Consider the following 22538-nt stretch of genomic DNA (forward strand, 5'->3'; position numbering starts at 1 on the left):
ACTTGCCCTACCGGACTTATTCGCCGGTCGCCTTGGCGATGATCTCCTTCGACACGTTGGCCGGAACCTCCGCGTACGAGTTGAACACCATGGAGTAGTTCGCCCGGCCCTGGGTCTTCGACCGCAGATCACCGATATAGCCGAACATCTCCGAGAGCGGAACCAGCGCCTTGACGACACGGGCACCACTGCGTTCCTCCATGGCCTGAATCTGGCCACGGCGGGAGTTCAGGTCGCCGATCACATCACCCATGTAGTCCTCGGGCGTGATGACCTCCACCGCCATCAGCGGCTCGAGAATCACCGGACCGGCCTTACGGGCCGCTTCCTTGAGCGCCTGCGAACCGGCGATCTTGAAGGCCATTTCCGACGAGTCGACGTCGTGGTAGGCGCCGTCGAGCAGGGTGACCTTCAGGTTGACCAGGGGGTAGCCCGCGAGCACACCGTACTGCATGGCATCCTGCGCACCGGCGTCCACCGAAGGGATGTACTCGCGCGGCACGCGGCCACCCGAGACCTTGTTCTCGAACTCGTAGGTCGCGCCGTCTTCGCCGATGAACGGCTCGAGGGCGATGATGACCTTCGCGAACTGGCCGGAGCCACCCGTCTGCTTCTTGTGGGTGAACTCGAGCTTCTCCACCTTCTTGGTGATGGTCTCGCGGTAGGCCACCTGCGGCTTGCCGACGTTCGCCTCGACCTTGAATTCACGCTTCATGCGGTCGACAAGGATGTCGAGGTGGAGCTCGCCCATGCCGCCGATGACGGTCTGGCCGGTCTCCTGGTCGAGCTTGACCGAGAAGGTCGGGTCCTCTTCCGAGAGACGCTGGATCGCGGTGCCCAGCTTCTCCTGGTCGGACTTGGTCTTCGGCTCGATGGAGACCTCGATGACCGGGTCAGGGAAGGTCATCGACTCGAGCACGATCTGGTTCTGCGGGTCGCAGAGGGTGTCACCGGTGGTGGTGTCCTTCAGACCGATGACCGCGTAGATGTGGCCTGCCACGGCCTCGCCGACCGGGTTCTCCTTGTTGGAGTGCATCTGGAACAGCTTGCCCAGACGCTCCTTCTTGCCCTTGGTCGAGTTGATGACCTGGGCGCCGGAGTCGACCTTGCCCGAGTACACGCGGACGTAGGTCAGCTTGCCGAAGAACGGGTGCACGGCGATCTTGAACGCCAGGCCGGCGAACGGCTCGGACGTGCTGGCATCGCGGTGGATGATCTGGTCTTCCTTGCCGGGCACGTGGCCGTCGGTGCCACCGTCGTCCAGCGGCGTCGGCAGGTAGTCGATCACGGCGTCGAGCATGGGCTGCACGCCCTTGTTCTTGAACGCCGAACCACACAGCACCGGGTAGAGCTCGGAGTTGACCGTCATCTTGCGGATGGCGCCCTTGATCTCCTCGATCGAGAGCTCCTCGCCGCCGAAGAACTTCTCCAGCAACGCCTCATCGGATTCGGCGACCGTCTCCATCAGTTCCTGACGGTACTGATCGGCCTTCTCCTTGAGCTCGGCCGGAATCTCGACGACCTCGTAGGACTCGCCCAGCTTGGTCTCGCCGCGCCAGACCTTGGCATTCATCTCGACCAGGTCGACGATGCCCTCGAAGGTGTCCTCAGCGCCGATCGGCAGCTGAATGACCAGCGGCTTGGCACCGAGGCGGTCCTTGATGGTCTGCACGGTGAAGTAGAAGTCCGCACCGAGCTTGTCCATCTTGTTGACGAAGCAGATACGCGGCACGTCGTACTTATCGGCCTGTCGCCACACCTGCTCGGACTGCGGCTCGACGCCTTCCTTGCCGTCGAACACCGCGACGGCGCCGTCGAGCACGCGCAGCGAACGCTCCACCTCGACGGTGAAGTCGACGTGCCCGGGGGTGTCGATGATGTTGATCTGGTTGTTGTTCCAGTAACACGTGGTAGCCGCGGAGGTGATGGTGATACCACGCTCCTGCTCCTGCTCCATCCAGTCCATGGTGGCTGCGCCATCGTGGACCTCACCGATCTTGTAGGTGATGCCGGTGTAGAAGAGGATGCGTTCAGTTGTGGTCGTCTTGCCCGCATCGATGTGGGCCATGATGCCGATGTTGCGGACCTTGTTCAGGTCGGTGAGCACGTCCTGTGCCACGGAAATCTTCCCCGCTCGTAGCTAGTTGGGATTTTCGGGGACGACCCGTTGGTCGTCTTTTTGTCAACGCCGGACGCGGCAGGTAGGTGCCGCGACCGGCTGTGCCTCCCGACCCAATAACGACGGGCCGGGCAGACGTCACCAGCGGTAGTGCGCGAAGGCCCGGTTCGATTCGGCCATCTTGTGGGTGTCTTCCCGACGCTTCACCGAGGCGCCGAGACCATTGCTGGCATCGAGCAGCTCGTTGGCGAGACGCTCGACCATGGTCTTCTCACGGCGTGCCCGGGAGTAGTTGACCAGCCAGCGCAGCGCGAGGGTGTTGGAGCGACCCGGACGAACCTCGACCGGCACCTGGTAGGTGGCGCCACCGACGCGGCGCGGCTTGACCTCGAGGGCAGGCTTGACGTTGTCCAGCGCGCGCTTGAGGGTGACGACCGGATCGGTGCCGGTCTTCTCGCGCGCCTGCTCCAGCGCGCCGTAGACGATGCGCTCGGCGGTGGACTTCTTGCCGTCCAGCAGGATCTTGTTGACCAGCTGAGTGACCAGCGGCGAACCGTAGACCGGGTCGTTGATCAGCGGACGCTTGGGTGCGGGGCCCTTGCGTGGCATATCAGCTCTTCTCCTTCTTGGCGCCGTAACGGCTGCGGGCCTGCTTGCGGTTCTTCACACCCTGGGTGTCGAGGGAACCGCGAATGATCTTGTAGCGCACACCGGGGAGGTCCTTCACACGACCGCCACGCACGAGCACCATCGAGTGCTCCTGGAGGTTGTGGCCTTCGCCCGGGATGTAGGCCGTGACCTCGACCGCGCTGGTCAGGCGAACGCGCGCGACCTTACGCAGCGCGGAGTTCGGCTTCTTCGGGGTCGTGGTGTACACGCGGGTGCACACGCCACGACGCTGCGGGCTCCCCTTGAGGGCCGCGGTCTTCGTCTTCGCGACCTTGTCGCGGCGACCCTTGCGGACCAGCTGGTTGATCGTTGGCATAGACCGGCTTTCCTTATTAGTAACGCGGTGTCTGGTTCTTAATGTCCGTGTCATCGAGCCTTCACTCGCACGTCCAACCACGTTTCTCGCGTCCCGAGGTCGGGCGTGTCGCGCGCGGCGCAGGACCCGAATTACGGGCACGCTGGAGGTGTCAGCCGCTTTCGCTGGCCTACGGTCACGCACGAACTTGCCCGCATGCTTCCGGGCACAGCGATCCACGATACCTGTGGTCGCGACACAGGGTCAAAGCGGGGTGGCTCGAGACCCCGCTACCTGGCCAAGTTCAACGTCAACTCTACGAGTTTCTTCGCCCCTTCGCACGGATCCGGATGCGTCGACCCCGGGCGGTAGTTGATCCAGAAGCCGATGACGCCCTGGTCCGCCGCGCCGGCACTGACGCCGCAGGAATCCGGATCGTTCGGCCGCTTGGTCTGCAACGCCCGCCTGCCCTGCACGGTGATGTTGTCGGTGAGGTACCCGAGCTTGTCGTTGTTGGTCTTCTCGTTGTTCAACGCGCCGACCTCGTACCAGTTCAGGGTGACCATGGCATTGCCTGCGGACCCCGGCACTTCCCACATGCACACCGCACCGTAGAAAGACGGCTGCGCGACGGCCCCTTTGCCCGCGGCCGCCTCCCCGATCTGCTCGAGGGTGACGATTTCGCATTCGCGCAGCAGTTTGTCGAACTTGGTGTTGACGTTGTCCCCGGTGCCTGCGCCCGCAGGAAAGGCCTGACCGCTGATGGTCTGGCCGCAACCGGCGACGGTGGCCGACACTGTCAACGCGGTCAGTGCGACGAGTATTCCTCGGGTCGAGGCGCGACGACGATTCATGGCCGGTCCCCTTCTCACTTCAGCCGCTGCACGGTGAGTTCGGCGAGCTTGTGCATCCGATCGCACGGGTTGCCGTTCGCCGGGTAGACGCCGAACGACATGGACCATTCGAAGAAGTCGTCGTCGAGTTGCACGGCCAGATCGCAGACCTGGCCGGTCGGCTCCAGCGCCTGCCAGCCGGTGCGGCCGCCGACGTTGATCGTCTGCGGATTGCGCCCCTGGGTGGACACCCAGGCCTTCTCACGCGCGATCGGGCTGCCTCGATAGGAGGCGAAAGTGACACTGGGCGAACCGAATCCTGAGGACTGCCAATTGCAGCCGGTCGAATTCTTCAGCGCCTGAGAAATCTGGCCGAGCTGTGCGATATCGCGCACCTCGTCGTCAGTGGCGTGTCCGCACTCACCGACGAACGGGCCGAGCGAGGCCACCTTCGGCGGCGGCCGCAACGGGGTGTTGGTGTTGTCCGAATCGCCCCCCGAACCGCACGCCGTCAGCACCAAAGACAGCGCTGCCGCGCAGCCGACCAACGCCCCTATCCGCATGCCTGCACTCTACCCACGCCGACGGCGAGTGGCCTGGCACACGACCCGCTAGCCGTTGGGGACGCGGAGCTCCCAGACGCGTCGGTCTTCGAGGAAGGTGCACTGGGCCGGGCCCGCTTTGATTCTCGACATGGCGGCGAGGCAGTCGTCGAAGGAAGGGTGGTAGCTGGGTGCGGGATCGGCGTGTGCCGTCGCGCTCGCAGCACAGGTGAGCGCGACGGCACACGCTACGGCCGCGGCAGATCGATAGAGCACTGCGGCCCTCCCCATGCATCCGGCGAATCCACGGAGCGTACTGCCGGATGCTCAGGGCCACAACCGATCACAGGTTGCCGCGAGCCTCTTGTTCGCGCTCGATCGCCTGGAAGAGTGCCTTGAAGTTGCCCTTGCCGAAGCCGAGCGAACCGTGCCGCTCGATCAGCTCGAAGAAGACGGTGGGGCGGTCGGTGATCGGCTTGGTGAAGATCTGCAGCAGGTAGCCGTCCTCGTCACGGTCCACCAGGATGCCTCGGCGCTGCAGCTCCTCGACCGGCACCCGGACGTGACCGATGCGGGCACGCAGTTCGGGGTCCTCGTAGTAGGAGTCGGGGGCATCGAGGAACTCGACACCCTCGCGGCGCAGCGCGTCGACGCAGGCGAGGATGTCGCTGGTGGCCAGCGCGATGTGCTGGACGCCTGGCCCGCGGTAGAACTCGAGGTATTCGTCGATCTGCGAACGCTTCTTGCTGACGGCGGGCTCGTTGAGCGGGAACTTCACCCGGTGATTGCCGTTCGCGACAACCTTGCTCATCAGCGCTGAATACTCGGTGGCGATGTCGTCGCCGACGAACTCGGCCATGTTGGTGAATCCCATGACGCGGCGGTAGAACTCGACCCACTCGTCCATCTGCCCGAGCTCGACGTTGCCGACGACATGGTCGATCGCCTGGAACAGCCGCACCGGGGCGCCTTCGCGCGGCTGGTAGCCGGCCTTGCGGGTGATGTAGCCGGGCAGATACGGGCCGTCGTAACGGGAACGGTCGACCAGGGTGTGCCGCGTCTCGCCGTAGGTGGCGATGGCCGCGCTCCGGACGGTGCCGAATTCGTCTGTGTCGTCGTGCGGTTCGACGAGGACGGTGGCGCCGTGGGTGCGTGCCCACTCGACACAGCGGTCCACATCGGGCACCTCGAGCGCGATGTCGACCACGCCGTCGCCGTGCCGATCATGGTGCGCGACCAGGCTGCTTTCCGGATCGACGGCGCCCTTGATCACGAAGCGGGCTCCGCCGCTGCGCAATACGAAGGCCTTGTGATCGCGGTTGCCGGTCTCGGGACCCGAATAGGCCTCGAGGCGCATACCATAGGCGGACTCGAGGTAATGCGCGGTCTGCGTCGCGTTGCCGACGACCCAGACGAGGGCATCCCAGCCGATCACCGGAAAGGGATCGACGCTGACATCATGGTCGACGAGGCCGACGAGCTTGCGCAGCTCGCCGTCGGTCGGGGCGGTGCTCGAACCGCCTGAGGTCGTGCTGGACCGGGCATTGGGCAGTTGCTCGATGGTCATGCACCAAGTAATCGTCAGGCAGGTCGGATAGGCAACCGCAGCGATTTTCGGTAGACACTGTGGCGGTTTCGGCTAGGAAACGCCCCGGAATGCTGGACAATTTGAATAGCATCGGCTTGCTGATGCTATTCCTGGCTGGAAGCCCCCAGCCTGCGCTCGAAACGGAGGCGGTCATGTCGCGCACGCCGGCGAAATTAGACGAACTCGATCTCGCGATTCTCACCGCGATGCACGAGTATCAGAAGGCGGGCATCCTCGAGCTGTCCCGGCGGACCCGAGTGGCGAGGGCGACGGTGCAGTCCAGGATCGGCCGAATGGAGGAATCCGGCGTCATCGCCTCCTACGACCCGCAGATCGATGTCACCGCAGCGGGTTTCGATGTCCAGGCGTTCGTGACGCTGGAGATCGCCCAGGGCGCGTTGGACGCGGTCGCCGCCGAACTCGACGGGATACCAGGGGTTTTGGAGGCGTACGCGACCACCGGCTCCGGGGACGTCTGGTGCCGGATCGGCGCCGACTCGCACGCGGGCCTGCAGACGGTGTTGTTGAGCATCGACCAGACGTCGTCGGTGGTGCGGTCGCACAGCGTGATCGTGCTGTCGACGGTGGTGCCGTATCGCACGCTGCCGCTGCTGCGCACCCTCGATCCGGCGGGCACGACGAAGGCGCCTGCCTATCGCGCGGCCACCGACCGGTAGGCGACACACACAGGCTGCGGTGTTCGTTCCGGTGACCTGCCTCGACCGCACGAAACCGGCTGTCCCGCAGCCCGTCACAGGCGCAGGTCCGCGCCCACCTCGAGGATCTCGACCTGCGGTTCCTTACCCGCTTCGAGAAATGCGAGCAGCGCGTGGCTTTCGGCATCGACCGCACGGCGTTCGGCGGCCGACCAGGTCCGGGTCGGGCTGATCCGCAGCCGGGCAACGTTCTTGTCCGGGAAGACCTTGTAGAGCCCGGCGAGGTATCCGTCGAGCAGCACCGGCGACACCGCGAGGCCGAAGGTCCCGAGAAACGGGCCCTCCGGCACGATCCTGGTCCGATCCTGGTGTGAGAGCAGCGCATTGTCGTACCAGCCGAGCAGCCGGACCGGGGCAGGCAGGTCCGGATCGGCCAGTTCGCCGTCCGCGACGTCGTAGAGGGTGCGGCCGCGTTCGTCGGTGTAGGTGCGCAGGCGATCACCGAGCTCATCGACGGCAGCCTTCATCCCGGTCATCTTGGACCAGGTCTGCATGTCCATGGTGCTGGCCGGGCCGAACGCGCGCAGATAGCGAAAGACCAACTCTGCCAGCGGATAGCTGGGGTCCAGCGGTGCGCCGAGCCACGGCTCGACCCGCGACCACACCGGCCTGCTGCTGTCCTTCCACTTGCCGCGCGGCGGTGTCTGCAGCACCGGAAGCTGATACAGCCAGGTCTGTAAGACCGCGCCCGCATCCCGATCCGGGTACAGCGCCGCGGCTTTGGCGCGCAGGTCGGCGGCCGACATGGGCTCGTCGCCGAGCGCTGCCTCGCCGTGCTTGCGCACCTCGTCGGGATCGAGCCCGACCATCGCGCCGTAATTGAAACCCTTACGGAAGGGCACCTTTTCCAGCTCCGGCTGAATATGCGGCGCGATCCGCAGCGCGTCCGGCGGTGTCACCAGGTGAATAGTGCCGCGCATCAGGGTGATCCGGACCAGCGAACGATCCTCCAGCCCGTCCGACACTGTCGCCGGATCGAAATCGGCGATACGGCTCCACAATGCGACGAACGGCGGCGGGGAGTCCTGTGCTTGCAACCCGACGAGATGGTCACACATCTCGGGCACGGTCAGGCTCGACCGTTCGAGCAGGTGCTGGCGGGCGAGCAGGGTCCGGTTCAACACCCGGTTGGACAACATCATGATTCGAACAACCCGTCAGCGCAGTGTGACAACGACTTTGCCGGTCGCGGTCCGGTTGTCCAGCGACGCGACGGCCTCGGCGGCCCGATCCAACGGGTAGAGCACCGGCTCCGGCGGGGCGATCGTGCCCGCGGCGAGCAGCGGCGCGACCTCGTCCCACTGCTCGGCCAGGTAGCCGGGATGGGTCATCACCCATTCACCCCAAGCCGCGCCGGTGACCTCGACGTTCTTGAGCAACAGCCGGTTCACCTTGACCGTGGGGATCTCCCCCGCGGTGAAGCCGACCACGAGCAGGCGGCCCGCCGAGGCCAGCGAACGGATGCTGTCGGTGAAGCGATCGCCGCCGACCGGGTCGAGCACGATGTCCACGCCACGGCCGCCGGTCAGTTCCTTGACCGCGGCGAGCCAGCCGTCGGTGAGCACCACGTCGGTGGCGCCGTTGGCCCGCGCCACCGCGGCCTTTTCTTCCGTGCTGACCACCGCGATGACCCGACCTGCGCCGAGGGCGACCGCCATGCGCAGCGTCGACGTGCCGATGCCGCCCGCGGCGCCGTGCACGAGCACGGTCTCGCCTGCAGCGAGCCTGCCGCGATTGCGCAAGCAGAAGTGCACGGTCAGATCGTTGAACAGAATGCCTGCACCCGCCGCCAACGAGACGTTGTCGGGCAGCGCGAACACCATCGCGGCAGGCGCGACTGCCACCTCTGCCATGGCATTGCCGAGCAGGGTGAGCGCGACGACCCGGTCACCCGCCTTGACGTGCGCGTCCGCCGGGGCTTCCCGGACGATCCCGGCCACCTCGCCGCCGACGACGAACGGCAGCTCCGGCTTCATCTGGTAGAGCCCGCGCGACATCAGCACATCGGGGAACGCCACCCCGGCCGCGTGCACGTCGATCACGACGCCACCCGGATAGGCCGCAGGTTCCGGGATATCCACGATCTCGATCGCTTCCGGGCCCTCTAGCTTGCTGATCTGAGCTGCGCGCATGCGCCGACCTCTCTGTCGTGGCGCCTGCACTTGTCCTCGCAGGCGCCGCCGTGATCAACATAACGGACCAGGACTGCCAGAGTTCGGTTCGCGGGCTGCCTGAGCCTCACTGACACCCTTGTCGGCAACCCGATTTTGCTATGCTGACCGCGACCTACGGTCGGGCGGGAAGGGGGACTTATGGTCGAGCGTAACCAGTCGCCTGCGACGAAAATGCAGGTCGACCCCGAGGCGCTGCGGTCGTTCGCGCAAACTCTCGGCACGGAAGCCGGTGCGGTCACCAAACTCAACGAGGGCGACGCCTTCGCCAACGCGGCCACCGCGCTCCCCGGCACCGAATTCGGCGCCACCGCACAGCGGGCAGGCGATGCGGTCAACCGCTGCCTCGGCAGCATCGGCAACCGGCTCACCACCATCGCCGACAACATGCACAACGCCGCGGGCAAATACGAACTCGCCGAGGACGATTTCACCGCCAAGCTCAAGGCGATCGGATTGCCATGACGCTGACCATCCCCGACGTGGACAACTGGAAGCCCGAACAACTCGGCACCGCGGGCGAGCACGCGGGCACCATCTCGCAAGGGTTGGACACCGCCGTCGGCAACGGCGTCACCCAGACGAAAGCGCTGGACGACAAGTGGTCCGGCGCCGCGGGCGCGGCGGCGAACGCCAGGATGGACACCGAGAAGACCAAAGCGTCCGCCGTCAGCGCCGCGCTGCTCGAACTGAAGACGGCACTCACCGCTCAAGTCGGCAACCTGGTCGAAGCGAAAGCCAAAGTGGTGCAGCTGCGCGACGACGCGATCAACCAGAGCCCGCCGTTCGACGTCGAGCCCAACGGCACCGTCAACGCCACCACCCGCATCGCCGCCCTCCGCGCGCACGCGGACAAAGCCGACGTCGAGGGACTGGTCCTCCAGGAACAACACCAGGCCGCGACACGCACCTGGGATCTGACCAACGCGCTGAAATCCGCCGAAACCGTTGCCAACCAAGCAAAGACACAGGTGGATGCCGCGATCACCAAGCTGGACCAGGCATTTGCCGGGCTCGGTGAGCCGAGCGCGAACGTGGCGCCCGCCGCGACCACCACGCCCGCAGGCGCCAACTCCGGCACCCCGGCCAACAACACGTCGTCGCACGGGTCCCCGGTCAGCAAGGCATCTCCGGTCAGCTCGTCGAACTCAGACCGACCGAATTACGCGATGGGGAACTACAACTCGGGATCCGGCAGCCCGAGTTCCAGCGCCCCCACCGGCCCGCTGCCGAGCGGTGATATGGCGAAATGGATCGCCGAAGCCAAACAGAAGCTCATCGAAATGGGTTACGACCCCAAAGATATCGATGAGCGCGCCATCGCGATGATCATCGAGCACGAGTCAGCCGGTAACCCGTATGCGGAGAACCGGTGGGACAGCAACTGGGAGGCCGGGCATCCGTCGAAGGGGTTGATGCAGACCATCGACAGTACGTTCAACGCGTACAAGGCGCCCGGGCACGACGATATCTGGAATCCGGTGGACAACATCATCGCTGGGGTGCGGTATTCGATCGACAGGTATGGGTCTGTCAACAATGTGCCGGGTGTGGTGGCCGTGGGTCAGGGGCGCGCGTACCAGGGGTACTAGCGGGCAGGCTGGGACCTGATCGACCGGAGAGAAATGGTTGCCGCGCCTCGTTGACGGTAGTCAAATGGTTGCAGGTGACAGTTGACGGGAGTCATATGGTGGCAATACGCACCGAGACGCCCACCATTGAACTCCCGTCAACATTTCCAAGATCACTTCCTGGAAAAGATCTTTGAACCGGACCACAGCCAAGTAACCCGTTCTGGGACAAGAGAACCCGCACCTGACAGCGGAGGTCAGCCGGGTACGGCAGACGACGCCACCACGCTATCCAGTGCAAACCCCGAGACTGTCCCGCTCGCCAGGAAACCGTTCAACCCGCGGATAAACCACCACCCCAAACGCAACACGCCCTACGAAACCCACACCAACCCCCAAAGCCGCGCCCCTCCAAAGCCGCGCCTGTCCGAGGCCGCGCCCACCCGAGACCGCACCCACCCGAGACCGCACCCACCCGAGACCGCACCCACCCGAAGCCGCGCCCACCCGAGACCGCGCGCGTCTGAGGCCGCGCCCGCCCAAGACCGCGCCCACCCGAAGCCGCGCCCACCCGAAGCCGCGCCCACCCGAAGCCGCGGCCGCCCGAAGCCGCGCGCGTCTGAGGCCGCGCCCGCCCGAGACCGCGCCCGTCCGAGGCCGCGGCCCACGGGGCGGGTTGGGCTGTGTCCGTGCCGCTTTGGGCTCGGCGAAGGCAAAGCTTCCTCGGCTCCACGGTCTCCTGTGAATTCGGCAGCCAAGGGTTTGCACCGGATAGCGTGGTGGCGTCGCCTGCCGTACCCGGCTGACCTCCGCAGTCAGTCACGGGTTCTCTCGTTCCAGCCGGGTCACTTGGCTGTGCTCCCGTTTCGAGAACTTCAAGATCGAAGACAGAGATTCAAGATCAAAAACTCTCAGCCGCACACTTTTTGAGTTACCGCACACGATTTTGCTAGCCAAATCGTGTGCGGGAAGACAGCAGGTGTGCGGCTGCGGGGGTTTCAAGATCGAAGACTCGGATCCGCACCCCTTCTGGGGATTCGCACTCGTTCTGGGCCGCTAGAAGGGGTGCGGATCCACAGAAGGGGTGCAGGTTTCGGGGTTCGTGGTCGAACACGCTGACGGTTGTTGGTGTGGCGGCGGTGCGCTCGTGCTCGCAGTTACCGCTGACTGTTGGCTAGCAGGGCGAATTGCGCCGCGGCCCGCTGCTGGGTTTCCCACAGTCGTGGACCGATCACCAGGGCGACGTATCTGCGATAGGAGACGAAGCAGCGGAACTGCCCCTCCTTGAACGCGAGATAGTCCTGCACACACTGCGCCCCGGGGACGTCGTCGGGCGGATCGACAGCCCTGCGGTCTACCGCGTTGCCGAGTTCGGCGGACTCCCGCACGAATGTCATTGCGGCAGCGTCATCGCGGGTACGGAAGCCGAAAGCGTCTGGTGTCACCGCGATCTGGTCGACTCCGGCCCGCTGTAGAACCGGATATCGACCCGTCTGATCCTGCAGATAGTTCAGGTAGCCGCGCAACGACAGCACCACTTCCCCCTGCCCGTCGGGCGCAGGCACCACGCGTTGATCGTGGATAACCCTGGCGAGCAGCCCGTCCGGATCCTGCCGCAGAGTACTGAACTTGCCGACTGGTGTCGGCGTGAACTTGTCCAGCTCAACGACTTCGGCATCGAGGTACTTCTGTGTCGATTCGACCAACCGGTTGAGGTCCGGGGTTCGTGCCTCCGTGAGAACGCTGATCACGTAGTTGCCATGCGGAGTGGTGCTGCCGAGTGACGGCACGCCAGGACGCCAATGTGCCCGGGAATCAGGGTATTTCGGCAGAGTGGCCGGGGCATTCTCCGGACTGAGCCCGAGGTCGACCGCATCGAGCTCGACGGCCGCCGCCTTCGCCGCCGCGGCATCGGGGAATCGCAGCACCGTCACGGTCAACCCCGCACGCACTGTGCTCCCGTCGGGGGCCTGCTGCGCCCGCTTCTCGTCCGCCGAGCCCGTCGAGAACCCTAGGAGAAAGCCATGATTCAGCAGCACCGGAATCACCGGCTCGGCGAGATATCGCGTCAACGACTGCACGTCGGTGTGCACCTGGGCGGACATACCGTTGGAATAGACGGCATCGACCTCGTGCGGGCTCAGCACTGCGCCTGCCAACCGCGCCGCCTCCAGCCGGGCATAGCCGACCTCGTCCAACCGGGTGGGCTGGCTCGGCCGCGCGGTCGGGAACCGGCCGGTGTCCAACGTCCGCACATCGGGTTCGCCGGGCACCCCCGTCCCCGGCTCCGTCGACGCGCATCCGCCGACCAGCACAAGGGCAACAGCGGCCAAGGAAGCGGCCGCCCGCGCACGCACGCTCATCCGCTCACCCGCGGCAGGTTCTCCATGATGTTCTGCAACACCGTTTGCGCGGCAGCACACCGGAATTCGGGATGTTCGTTCATCGACGGATTCTCGACCTGCACCGTCACCACCTCCGCGTCGCTGTTGTCGATCTGTCGATATTGGCCGCGACGCACACAGGCAGGCGAGCCCAGCTCCGCCTCATCGAGGAAGACGAAGTTGCCGCCGCCCAGGTCGAACGGGATGGGCTTCTCGGTCGGCACCAGAATTTTCGAGCGTTCGAAGGAGACGGTGGCCGGACCGACAGAGCTCCACTTGCAGGTGTGCAGCAGATCCGGCTCGCCACGCACCTTGTCACCGATGTTGAGCTTGACCACGATCGAATCGACCAGTGCGCACGGGTCGTGCTTCGCGAGCGAGACGCGGCTGTTCGGAAGTTGGGGTGCGCCTTGCGCTATCCGGCTCACCAACTGCGTGGCGGCGGCGTCGGCGATGCCGCAGCGCTTGTCGGTTTCTCCGCCGCGCACACGCACCGCAATGCCGAATTGGCGTTCCATCGCTGCGGGCAGCAGGGCCCGGCCGCAGCCGTCTTGTGCGCCGGCCACGTCTTCCAGCACCGGGGCGCCTGCTGCCTTCGCGCCGTTGTCCCGGTAGCCATCGGTGCGTTTGATGTCGAAGTCGAACTGATACCCGCCCGCCTCGGCGGCGCAGGTACCCCATTGCGTGGAGTTCGGCTTCTTGGTCCAGTCGCCGATCGACGAGACCAGCGGCTGCTCGACGGCGGCACACAGATCGATCGACCGGAGCTTCGTGAGGTTCAGCCCCGCAAGCGGATTCGCTGTCTCGGGGACCGGGCTGTTCTCGCCACCACTGAACGCGGCAGTCCCCACGATGACTCCAGCGATCAGCAGTACCACCGCTGATACGGCGATCAACGCTCGCTTACGCCGCCTGCGTAGGTTGGTGGCCCGTTGGATCTCGACAAGTGCCTGCAACCGCTGCTCGATGTCGGCCACGTGCTGCGCCGCGCTGGGCGTAGGAGTGGCACCGACAATCTGGGTTGCCTCAGGATCGGCCAGCAGCTCCGCGACCTCCGCCGCCTGATCGTTGATCGCCCGGTGCACGCGGGCCGACCACGGCCGATGGGGTGGCGGCAGCGGGCCGAGGAAATCGAGAAGCTCGGCCGGCGTCGGGCGCTCCTGCGGATCCTTCGCCAGGCAGGGCCGCACCAATTCCGCCACCTCGGGCGGCAATCCGCTCAGGTCGGCTTCGGTGTGCGCGATGTTGTAGAGCGTGTGCGGCATCGACGCACCGGCGAACGGGCTGGTGCCGCCCGCAGCCATGGCGAGGACGCTGCCGAGGGAGAAGATGTCGCTGGCGGGCGTCAGCGGGAGCGATTGCGCTTGCTCCGGCGACATGTATGCGGGGGAACCGATGATCGAGCCGGTGTGGGTGAGCTCGGACCGGCCCTCGACCGCCCGCGCGATGCCGAAGTCGATGACCCGCGGGCCGTCTTCGGCGAGAATCACGTTGGCGGGCTTGAGATCCCGGTGCACCAGCCCGGCGCCGTGAATGGCCTGCAATGCCGTGACAAGGCCGACGGCCAGTACGCGCACTTCGGCGGTGGTGCACGGGCCGAATTCCTGGACGGCCTTGTCCAATGGCACACCGGGCACGAAAAGCGAAGCAAGCCAAGGCGATTCCGATTCCGTATCGAAGTCGACCACGGCGGCGGTAAAGGCGCCGGAGACCTTGGCCGAGGTCTGCACCTCGCGCCGGAACCTGGGCAGGAAGTCTTCTTCGGTGACCAGATGCTGGTGCACCTGTTTGATGGCGACGAGTCGTCCGTCGGGGCCGACACCGAGCAGAACCCGCCCCATGCCGCCGGAACCGAGTTCACCGAGCAGCCGGTATCTGCCGATCCTGGCCGGGTCACCGACCGCCAAACGTTTCACCATCAGGAATTCACCCTCCGAGCTTCGACACCGGTGAGCACCGCTTCGGTCGTGGCGCAGGCGGTGTCGGCGGCGCCTGCGGCTGCCGGTTGTGCGGTCACGGCGATCAGTTCTCCTCGATCTTCGATGGTCGGGCGAACCAGATAGTAGGTGGCGCAGGTTCCGTCCGCATCGATACGGCGCGCCGCCTGGAGGTCGCCCAGCTTGCCCGCGTTCACCTCGAGCACGGTGTACCGCGGGTCCGAGTCGACCCGTTTGCTCTCCGCCGCGTGCAAGGTGATCACGAACGGGCTGCCCGTCCAGGTGCAGGTATGGACGTCCACTGCCGTCGGACGCGCACCGCCCGTGTACGGCGCGAGAACGGCTTGGTCGACGGCATCGCAGGGAACGAGGGTCACCGCAGACTGTTTCGGCGGGTGCACACTCGGTGGATTCGTGACCAGGCGCGTCACAACGGCTTTCAACGCGGCGGTCGCCAGGGTGCAGGAATCGCCGTCGGCTTCGGCGATTTTCACGTCGACGCCGAGCGTCGGTTCGGTGCGGACGGCCACCGCTCGGCCGCAGGACCGCACGCCGGAGGTGGTGTCGAGCACAGATCGGCCTGCGACCTGCTCGGTGCGCGGTTGTCCGGCCACCGCCGTTCCCACGCTGACCGTCATGCGCGTTCGGCGCCCACCCGGTTCCACGAATGTCGTTCCGCACATCGACGAGTCCGCGAGCTCTGGCCGCACCGGTTGTCCCAGACTTCCGACGACATCGTTGCCGAGCAACGCGCAGGTGTCGGTTAGGCGCATTTGCTCGTCGGTCAATTCCAGCGTCCGGTTCGCCAGTGGGTCGGGAGTGTCAGGCGAACCGCCTCGATCGACAAGGAAGGCCGTGATCGTGCCCGCTGCCAACACGGCGAGCACCGCCGCGGCGGCAACCCATATCGCGGTGTGCCGCGACGAACGGATCGGCGCCTCGCCGGTTTCGACCCAGTTCTCGGCCGCCGCACGATCGCGCCCGATCTGCTGTCGAACCGCTGCGGGCCATCCCGGCCGTGCCGTCATCGCGGCCACCGCGTCGATCAGTTGGCCGGGCGTCGGGCGCGCAGCCGGGTTCTTCTCCAAACAGGCAGCAACGACTGGTCGCAGCGCCGCAGGCACCTGGCTCGTGTCGGCGCTGTTGTGCACGACGTTGTACAACGTCTGCGGCGTCGACGCGCCGAGGAACGGGCTCTCTCCTGTCGCCGCCATGACCAGCATCGCGCCGACCGAGAAAACGTCACTGGCAGTGCCGAGTTCGTGGCCCGAGGCCTGCTCTGGCGACATGAACGCGGGCGAACCGACCAGCGTGCCGGTGCCGGTGAGCTGGAGATCGGCTTCCAGCGCACGGGCGATGCCGAAGTCGATGACGCGCGGGCCGTCCTCGGCCAGTAGGACATTCGTCGGCTTGAGGTCGCGGTGGATCATGCCCGCACGGTGGATCTCCACCAGGGCGGAGCCGAGACCCGCTGTCAGTAGCCGCAAGCCGCCGAGCGGCATCGGTCCGTACTGATCGACCGCGGCGCGCAATGACGGACCAGGTACGAAAACCGAAGCGAGCCAAGGCTCTTCCGCATCCGGATCGGCATCCCGAACAGCCGCCGTGTAGGCACCGGTAACCCGTTGGGACGCTTGTACTTCCAACCGGAACCGAGCACGGAATTCGGGATTCGCGGCGAGATGCCGGTGAATCATCTTGACCGCGACCAGCCTGCCGTCCGGCGCGCGGCCGAGCAGCACCCGCCCCATCGCGCCATGACCGATCACCGCGACCAAGCGGTGCCTGCCCGCGACGCGCGGGTCGTGTCGGCCGAGCGGCTTCACCGGTTTCCCCTCCCCTGGAGTGCTTGTCGGATCGTACCGGCGCACTCGCGCGCCGTCCCCGCGTCGCGCGAAGGCCAGGTCAGGCGAAGGTCTGGTTGCGGGCGGCGAGCGCGGCGCGGAGCTTGGTCACCGCGGTCGGGCCGACGCCGTGCAGGGCGGCGAGGTCGCGTTCGGTCCAGGTGGTGAGGTCGTCGAGGTGGCGGATTCCGGCCGCCGCGAGGGCTCGTTCGGCCGGTTTGCCGAGTTTCGCGGGCAGGCCCGTATCGGTCATGGCGCCCATCATGCCTGGCCAAGCGAATTTTCGTGCGGGCATTCCTGAGTAGCGGCGGCTCAACGCGATGGTGCGACATCCGCCCCGTAAAGTCAGTCACAACAGCAACACGAAGAACGCGGCACACCGTGCAGCGCGAGGAGCACCAGTGTCACTCGATCAGCCACTCGCCCCGCTTCCCCAGGAGGGCATGGGCTTTGCTTCGGCGTGGCCCATCCGGGCTGGCGACGTGGATCCCTACGTTCGGCTGCGTTTCGACGCGATCGCCCGCTATCTGCAGGACATCGCCTGGGAGAATCTGTACGGCACCTTCCTGAACCGAACCGATCCGAACTGGATCGTGCGGCGCACGGTGATCGATGTGATCCGGCCGATCCAGTGGCCGGACGAGGTGCAGTTGTTGCGCTGGTGCTCGGCGATGTCGACCCGGTGGACGAACATGCGGGTGCGGATCACCAGCACGAACGGCGGATTGATCGAGACAGAGGGTTTCTGGATCAACATCAGCGAGTCGACCGGGATGCCCGCGCGGATCAGCGACGACGGCCTCGCCTATCTGGCGCAGACCACCCAGGAGCACCGGCTGCGCTGGCGGCCCTATCTGACCGACACCGTGCCTGCGGAATCGGATACCGATATGCCGTTTCCGGTGCGCGCGACCGACATCGACCAGTACAACCACGTCAACAATGCCTGCTACTGGCAGGCGGTCGAGCAGTTCCTCGTCGACTATCCCAAGCTGCTCGCAGGCCCGCACCGCGCGGTGATCGAATACGTGGCGCCGGTGCTCGCCCGTCAACATGTGACGGTGCGCAGCCGCTACGAGCCGGGCGATCGCACCGGACGGCCGGTGCTTCGACTCTGGTTCGTGGTCGGTGGCACGACCACCACGGTCGTGCGCATCATGCCATTGCCAACGAACTGAGCGACCGGACCCAGGTGGGCCCGGTCGTCCCCGTCCGCTAGCCGCGCGCGGCCTTCAACAGATCCGCGCGGGTGGTGAACTTGACCCGTGGCCGGCCCGAGGACTTGCCCGCGGCGCGTTCGGCCTGATCGATCGCCCGCCAGCCTTCCCGGTCGACCAAGTCGGCCTGCCGCTCGCCGAGCAGCGCCTTGAGCTGGGCCCGATTCGCCTCCGGCGCAGCGAGTTTGCCCGTGGTGAAGTCGGCGATCAGGTTCTCGACGGTTTCCTCGGCGTCGGTCCGGTTCGAGCCGATGACACCGCGCGGACCGCGCTTGATCCAGCCGCTGACGTACACCCCGGACAGCGGAGCACCGTCATCGGCAAGCACCCGCCCGTGCTCGTTCGGCACGACGCCGCGCCGCTCGTCGAACGGGATGTCGGCGACGGCCGCACCGCGGTAACCGATCGAGCGCAGCACCAGCGAGGCGTCCATGTGCTCGGTGCGGTCGGTCGCCCGCGCCACCACCTGCCCGTTCTCCTCGAACAATTCGTTGTGCACGAACTCGATCGCCTCGACCTTGTCGGTGCCGGTCAGCGCGGTCGGTGAAGCCAGGTAGCGGAAGACGATCCGCTTGTTGCCCGGATCGCGCCGCCCGCCGGAGTACTCCTCGGCGAGGGTGTACTTGAGCTTCAGCGACGGCTCGATGTCCGGGTCGTCCAGCACGGCCTGGCTGGCGTGATCCAGCGCCAGGTCGGCCGCGTCGACGACGACATCTATGCCCTTCAGGTGCGCCAGTGCCAGGAACTCCGACGACGTGTAGGCCGCCTGCAGCGGGCCGCGCCTACCGAGCACGACGACCTCGCGAATATTGCTGCGGCGCAGCGCGTCCAGTGCGTGGTCGGCGATATCGGTCTTTGCCAGCTCGTCCGGGGACACGGTCAAGACCCTGGCCACATCGAGGGCGACGTTGCCGTTGCCGACGATCACGGCCCGCTCGCCGGACAGGTCGAACTGCCGGTCCGCGTAGTCGGGATGGCCGTTGTACCAGGCGACGAACTCGGTCGCGGAGTGGCTGCCAGGCAGATCTTCACCCGGCACGTCGAGGCGGCGGTCGGTCGACGCGCCGACCGCGTAGATGACCGCGTGGTGGTGACGAAGCAGTTCCTCGTGCGAAATATGCGTGCCGACCTCGACATTGAGGTAGTACTGCAGGGTCTCGCGCCGGAACGCCGACTCGAACAGGCCCGAAACCGTCTTGGTGCCAGGGTGATCGGGGGCGACGCCCGAGCGAACCAGGCCCCACGGCGTCGGCACCCGGTCGAACATCTCGATCTCCACGTCCGCTCTGCGCAGCAGCTCGTCGGCCGCGTAGCAGGCGGCCGGGCCTGCGCCGACGATCGCGACCCGCAAGGTGCCGAGATCCTTCGGCGGCCGCGGCGGCGTCACGATCGGGTCGAAGTTGGATTCGAGCGGATGCCGCTGGAAGTAGGCGGCATTGATGTCGCGGTAGCGCGCCAGCGATGCGGTCAGGTCGTCCTCGGAGAAGATGGCTTCCACTGGGCACGCATCCACACACGCACCGCAGTCGATGCAGGTGTCGGGGTCGATGTAGAGCATCTCGGTTGTCGCGAACTCCGGCTGATCCGGTGTCGGGCGGATGCAATCGACCGGACACTCGGAGACGCAGCTGGCGTCGTTGCAACAACGTTGCGTGATTACGTAGGCCATATTGTGCAAGTCCTCGAAGTACGTGGGCTGTAGGCCACCCGATGGGCAGAGGTGGACAAAAGCGGCACGCCGCGCAACCGCCGCGATGTGACGCCGCTTTCAGTTTGCCTCGAGTGTGGTCGAGGCCATGCCACCGGAGGCCTTACGGTATCTCCATGGTGCGGACTCTGATCCTCATGCGACACGGCAAGTCGGCATATCCCGACGGTGTCGGCGACCACGAACGCCCGCTCGCGCCGCGCGGACAGCGCGAGGCCGCGCTGGCAGGCGACTGGTTGCGTGCGACCCAGCCCCCGATCGACGCGGTGCGGTGCTCGACCGCCACTCGGACCAGGGAAACGCTGGCCGTCACCGGCATCGACGCACCGGTGGTCTACGAGGCCGGGATCTACGAGGCCTCGCCGCAAAGCCTCATCGAGCTGGTCCAGCTCAGCGACGACGACGTGTCGACACTGCTGGTGATCGGGCACGCGCCCGGAATGCCGTGGACGGCATGGGAGTTGGCGAGCAATCGGAATTCGACGCACGCCGTCGAGCTCAGCCGCAAGTTCCCCACTTCGGCGCTCGCGGTGCTCGAGTTCGACCGGCCGTGGGCACAGGTCGACGCGGGGACCGGGGAGCTGGTGCGCTTTCACATCCCCCGGTAAGCGGACGCAGTGGGCCGCCGATGTTGTTCGCGGCTCCCCGTGAACGCCGACGGGCGTGGGTGCACCACTCGGGAAGGCAGCCGTGGGTGCGTTCCCGTGGACGACAGCCTGCGGAGCCGACGCGGTGGGTGAGTTCAGCGCAGCAACTTGCCGCCGACCACCACGACCGCGCCGAGGATGATCAGCAATACGAATGCGGCGAAACCGCCGAGCAGCCACCACACGACGGCGAGCGCGAGCACCACCGGCGCCACCGCGATGGCGGTGATCATGGGGCTTTCCTTGACCGTGGCCCAGGCCGAACGGGCCCTGATCCGGTCGATGTCCTTACCTGGCATATCCCCAGAGTAGGCCGGAACCCGGGACTTTGTCGGCGACCTTTGGGATGCTCGGGCGATGGATTGGAAAATCGAGCTCATCGCGATCCCCGTCAGCGACGTCGACCGTGCGAAAGACTTCTACACCAAGATCGGGTTCAACGCCGACCACGATCACCGGGTCAACGAGAACCTGCGATTCGTGCAGCTCACCCCGCCCGGCTCCGGCTGCTCCATCTGCATCGGTGACGGCATCACCGAGGCCGCACCCGGCAGCGTCAGCGGCGTGCAGATCGTCGTCGCCAGCGCCGAGGACGCCTACAAGGAACTGATCGCCGCAGGCGTGGAAGCCACCCCGGTAGAAACCCTCGACTGGGGCAAATTCACCTACTTCGCCGACCCCGACGGCAACAAATGGGCCGTCCAGGAACTCCCGAAATACAACTGACCCCGAAACATTCGCCGACGCCGCCGATGTGGACCAGCTGACCGTCAGCCCAGTTGCTTCAGGTCGATGGTCAGCGGGCACGGCGACGAGGTCGTGAAAGTCCCGGTTGCCTCACCCTCATCGACGTAGCCCAACTCGTCCGTGAGCCGGAAAGCAACCAGGCTCAATGGCGTGCTGAGGTCGATGATCCAGTAGTTCGGGATTCCCGCATCCTCGTACTCGCTTCGCTTCATGACGTAGTCCGTTCGCCGAGAACCCGGCGAAACGATTTCGACGACGAGGCGAGCACCGGACGCGCGAAGGACTCCGCGTTCGTCCTTGACCCGCTGGAGTTCGAACCGGTCGACCACGACCAAGTCCGGTCGACGGACAGTGGCCAGTCCGTCTTCTGGCACTAACTGAAGGTCGAGGTCGACATCGGGCACGGCGGCCAAATCCGGAGGCAACTGCGTTTTCACCTGGCTGTAGAGCTCAGCACCAGCAATATTGTGTTCTGGTTTCGGCGACGGCGAAATGGTGAGAACCCCCTCCTGCAACTCATGGCGAACCAGCTCGTCCTCATCGAGTGCCAAATAGTCGGCAATCGTCAGCAGCCGCCACGGTTCCGGAAGTGCCGTCACCCTCACTCCTCAGCTCGTCCCACCCGGTCGGCTCCAGTGTCCCACGCAAGGTAAAGGAACGGAGGGAAGCTGTCGGGTACTTCGGCAGACTGGAACGTTGCTTGGAGTGGGCTCTAGGTGGGTACCGTCGATGGTGTCGTCGGGAAGAGGTGAATGTGATGGCTGAAGCTGCCGGGAACGAGCGCGGGGGCGATTGGGAGGTGCCTCGATATTCGATCGGCGAGGTGGCCGAGCGGTCGGGGCTGAGCAGGGATACGTTGCGCTGGTATGAGCGGATCGGGCTGATGAACTACATCGGGCGCGATCACGCGGGGAAGCGGCGGTTCAGCGGGCGCGATCTGGAGTGGCTCACGTTGATCGGTCATCTGCGCACCACGGGGATGTCGGTGGCGGACATGGTCCGCTACGCCGAACTGGTGCGGGAAGGGGAATCGACGTTCCCCGAACGGCTGGAGATGTTCCGAAATACCCGTGCCGAGGTGCTCGCCAAGATCGCCGACCTGCAACAGGCCGTCGCCGTCCTGGACTACAAGATCGGCGTCTACGAGGGCAAGGTCGCGCCGGTCCGAGCAGCCGCCGTCGACGCCACACGGTGACTCGCACCGGAAATATCAAGCACCACAACGAAAGAGGAGCCACAGTGGCCACGCTGACACTCAATGTCCGGTTCACCGCCAAGGCGGGCCGGGAGTCGGAGCTGCGCGAGGTGTTGCAGAACATGATCGAACCGACCGTCGCCGAAGAAGGCTGCCTCGCCTACGAGCTGTACCTGCATCCCACCGATCCGAGCAAGGCGGTGCTGCTGGAGGAATGGGTCGACGCGGACGCGCTGGCACGGCATTTCGAGACACCACACCTCGAGGCGTGCGCGGCGGCGTTGGATGAGCTGCTCGTCGAGCCGTTCCAACTGCGCCGGTTCACCGAAATCTAGTGGGACAGCACGCGGCCCGG

24 protein-coding genes are annotated in these 22538 nt (G+C 66.0%); 8 read left to right on the forward strand and 16 right to left on the reverse strand.

The annotated features are described in order from the left end of the window. Positions 1-16 precede the first annotated feature (16 nt). The 7 genes from fusA to hppD form a co-directional block, all read right to left on the reverse strand. Positions 17-2119 carry an elongation factor G gene (fusA, locus tag ACGFNJ_RS00270; RefSeq protein ID WP_393441753.1) on the reverse strand — a complete coding sequence of 701 codons (2103 nt, stop codon included), beginning with the start codon at positions 2117-2119 and terminating at the stop codon, positions 17-19. Between the two features lie 138 nt (positions 2120-2257). Further along, the gene (rpsG, locus tag ACGFNJ_RS00275; RefSeq protein WP_040739280.1) at positions 2258-2728 is read right to left on the reverse strand and encodes a 30S ribosomal protein S7; all 471 of its coding nucleotides are present in this window, start codon (positions 2726-2728) and stop codon (positions 2258-2260) included. Position 2729: 1 nt separating this feature from the next. Further along, entirely contained in the window at positions 2730-3104 is a 375-nt protein-coding gene (gene rpsL, locus ACGFNJ_RS00280; RefSeq protein ID WP_014353064.1) for a 30S ribosomal protein S12, read from the reverse strand. Positions 3105-3373: 269 nt separating this feature from the next. Then, the gene (locus tag ACGFNJ_RS00285) at positions 3374-3937 is read right to left on the reverse strand and encodes a DUF3558 domain-containing protein (RefSeq protein WP_393441756.1); all 564 of its coding nucleotides are present in this window, start codon (positions 3935-3937) and stop codon (positions 3374-3376) included. Positions 3938-3951: 14 nt separating this feature from the next. Beyond that, positions 3952-4479 (reverse strand): DUF3558 domain-containing protein, encoded by a 528-nt coding sequence (locus ACGFNJ_RS00290; RefSeq protein ID WP_393441758.1) that lies wholly within the window; start codon positions 4477-4479, stop codon positions 3952-3954. Between the two features lie 48 nt (positions 4480-4527). Beyond that, the gene (locus ACGFNJ_RS00295; protein WP_393441760.1) at positions 4528-4734 is read right to left on the reverse strand and encodes a hypothetical protein; all 207 of its coding nucleotides are present in this window, start codon (positions 4732-4734) and stop codon (positions 4528-4530) included. Between the two features lie 67 nt (positions 4735-4801). Then, a complete protein-coding gene (gene hppD / locus ACGFNJ_RS00300; protein ID WP_393441762.1) occupies positions 4802-6025 on the reverse strand; it encodes a 4-hydroxyphenylpyruvate dioxygenase in 1224 nt (407 codons plus the stop codon). A 173-nt stretch (positions 6026-6198) separates the two neighbouring features. On the opposite strand from hppD, the gene ACGFNJ_RS00305 reads away from it, so the two are divergent. Continuing rightward, the gene (locus ACGFNJ_RS00305; protein WP_393441764.1) at positions 6199-6723 is read left to right on the forward strand and encodes an Lrp/AsnC family transcriptional regulator; all 525 of its coding nucleotides are present in this window, start codon (positions 6199-6201) and stop codon (positions 6721-6723) included. A 74-nt stretch (positions 6724-6797) separates the two neighbouring features. Here the strand turns inward: ACGFNJ_RS00305 and ACGFNJ_RS00310 are convergent, their stop codons facing one another. Together ACGFNJ_RS00310 and ACGFNJ_RS00315 are read right to left on the reverse strand one after the other, a co-directional pair. Further along, positions 6798-7904, reverse strand: a complete 1107-nt coding sequence (locus tag ACGFNJ_RS00310) for a winged helix DNA-binding domain-containing protein (RefSeq protein ID WP_393441766.1) — start codon at positions 7902-7904, stop codon at positions 6798-6800. 15 nt (positions 7905-7919) lie between these two features. Next, positions 7920-8894 (reverse strand): NADPH:quinone oxidoreductase family protein, encoded by a 975-nt coding sequence (locus ACGFNJ_RS00315; RefSeq protein ID WP_393441769.1) that lies wholly within the window; start codon positions 8892-8894, stop codon positions 7920-7922. A 180-nt stretch (positions 8895-9074) separates the two neighbouring features. Between ACGFNJ_RS00315 and ACGFNJ_RS00320 the strand changes: the two genes are divergently transcribed. Both ACGFNJ_RS00320 and ACGFNJ_RS00325 read left to right on the forward strand, forming a co-directional pair. After that, positions 9075-9398 carry a type VII secretion target gene (locus ACGFNJ_RS00320; protein ID WP_393441771.1) on the forward strand — a complete coding sequence of 108 codons (324 nt, stop codon included), beginning with the start codon at positions 9075-9077 and terminating at the stop codon, positions 9396-9398. Beyond that, positions 9395-10525: a transglycosylase SLT domain-containing protein gene (locus ACGFNJ_RS00325; RefSeq protein ID WP_393441774.1), complete on the forward strand. Its 1131-nt coding sequence runs from the start codon at positions 9395-9397 to the stop codon at positions 10523-10525. The genes ACGFNJ_RS00320 and ACGFNJ_RS00325 overlap by 4 nt, the downstream gene beginning before the upstream one ends. Positions 10526-11661: 1136 nt before the next feature. Here ACGFNJ_RS00325 and ACGFNJ_RS00330 read toward each other — a convergent pair. The 4 genes from ACGFNJ_RS00330 to ACGFNJ_RS00345 all read right to left on the reverse strand — a co-directional run bounded on the left by ACGFNJ_RS00330 (position 11662) and on the right by ACGFNJ_RS00345 (position 16922). Then, complete coding sequence (locus tag ACGFNJ_RS00330) at positions 11662-12867, reverse strand: hypothetical protein (protein WP_393441776.1); 1206 nt, start codon at positions 12865-12867, stop codon at positions 11662-11664. Beyond that, complete coding sequence (locus ACGFNJ_RS00335) at positions 12864-14807, reverse strand: serine/threonine-protein kinase (RefSeq protein ID WP_393441778.1); 1944 nt, start codon at positions 14805-14807, stop codon at positions 12864-12866. The genes ACGFNJ_RS00330 and ACGFNJ_RS00335 overlap by 4 nt, the downstream gene beginning before the upstream one ends. Continuing rightward, on the reverse strand, positions 14807-16651 hold the full coding sequence (locus ACGFNJ_RS00340; RefSeq protein WP_393441780.1) for a serine/threonine-protein kinase: 1845 nt from the start codon (positions 16649-16651) through the stop codon (positions 14807-14809). Before ACGFNJ_RS00340 ends, ACGFNJ_RS00335 begins: the two co-directional genes overlap by 1 nt. Positions 16652-16730: 79 nt before the next feature. Further along, positions 16731-16922 carry a hypothetical protein gene (locus tag ACGFNJ_RS00345; protein ID WP_393441782.1) on the reverse strand — a complete coding sequence of 64 codons (192 nt, stop codon included), beginning with the start codon at positions 16920-16922 and terminating at the stop codon, positions 16731-16733. A gap of 148 nt (positions 16923-17070) precedes the next feature. Here ACGFNJ_RS00345 and ACGFNJ_RS00350 point away from each other — a divergent pair, with 148 nt between their 5' ends. Beyond that, positions 17071-17847, forward strand: coding sequence for an acyl-[acyl-carrier-protein] thioesterase (locus ACGFNJ_RS00350; protein WP_393441784.1), 777 nt, complete (start codon positions 17071-17073; stop codon positions 17845-17847). Between the two features lie 37 nt (positions 17848-17884). Here the strand turns inward: ACGFNJ_RS00350 and ACGFNJ_RS00355 are convergent, their stop codons facing one another. Then, positions 17885-19555, reverse strand: coding sequence for an FAD-dependent oxidoreductase (locus tag ACGFNJ_RS00355; protein ID WP_393441786.1), 1671 nt, complete (start codon positions 19553-19555; stop codon positions 17885-17887). A gap of 155 nt (positions 19556-19710) precedes the next feature. Between ACGFNJ_RS00355 and ACGFNJ_RS00360 the strand changes: the two genes are divergently transcribed. Beyond that, a complete protein-coding gene (locus ACGFNJ_RS00360) occupies positions 19711-20202 on the forward strand; it encodes a SixA phosphatase family protein (protein WP_393441788.1) in 492 nt (163 codons plus the stop codon). A 134-nt stretch (positions 20203-20336) separates the two neighbouring features. Here ACGFNJ_RS00360 and ACGFNJ_RS00365 read toward each other — a convergent pair whose 3' ends face one another. Continuing rightward, complete coding sequence (locus ACGFNJ_RS00365; protein WP_393441791.1) at positions 20337-20540, reverse strand: hypothetical protein; 204 nt, start codon at positions 20538-20540, stop codon at positions 20337-20339. Positions 20541-20598: 58 nt separating this feature from the next. Between ACGFNJ_RS00365 and ACGFNJ_RS00370 the strand changes: the two genes are divergently transcribed. Next, positions 20599-20967, forward strand: a complete 369-nt coding sequence (locus tag ACGFNJ_RS00370; RefSeq protein WP_393441793.1) for a glyoxalase superfamily protein — start codon at positions 20599-20601, stop codon at positions 20965-20967. A 44-nt stretch (positions 20968-21011) separates the two neighbouring features. Here ACGFNJ_RS00370 and ACGFNJ_RS00375 read toward each other — a convergent pair whose 3' ends face one another. Further along, entirely contained in the window at positions 21012-21539 is a 528-nt protein-coding gene (locus ACGFNJ_RS00375) for a Uma2 family endonuclease (protein WP_393441796.1), read from the reverse strand. 206 nt (positions 21540-21745) lie between these two features. On the opposite strand from ACGFNJ_RS00375, the gene ACGFNJ_RS00380 reads away from it, so the two are divergent. Further along, positions 21746-22183, forward strand: coding sequence for a MerR family transcriptional regulator (locus ACGFNJ_RS00380; protein ID WP_393441798.1), 438 nt, complete (start codon positions 21746-21748; stop codon positions 22181-22183). A 44-nt stretch (positions 22184-22227) separates the two neighbouring features. Beyond that, positions 22228-22518 (forward strand): putative quinol monooxygenase, encoded by a 291-nt coding sequence (locus ACGFNJ_RS00385; RefSeq protein WP_393441800.1) that lies wholly within the window; start codon positions 22228-22230, stop codon positions 22516-22518. The last annotated feature ends 20 nt before the right edge of the window (positions 22519-22538 follow it).

Source organism: Nocardia sp. NPDC049149 (genome assembly GCF_043197455.1).
In the GTDB taxonomy this organism is placed as follows: Bacteria; Actinomycetota; Actinomycetes; order Mycobacteriales; family Mycobacteriaceae; genus Nocardia.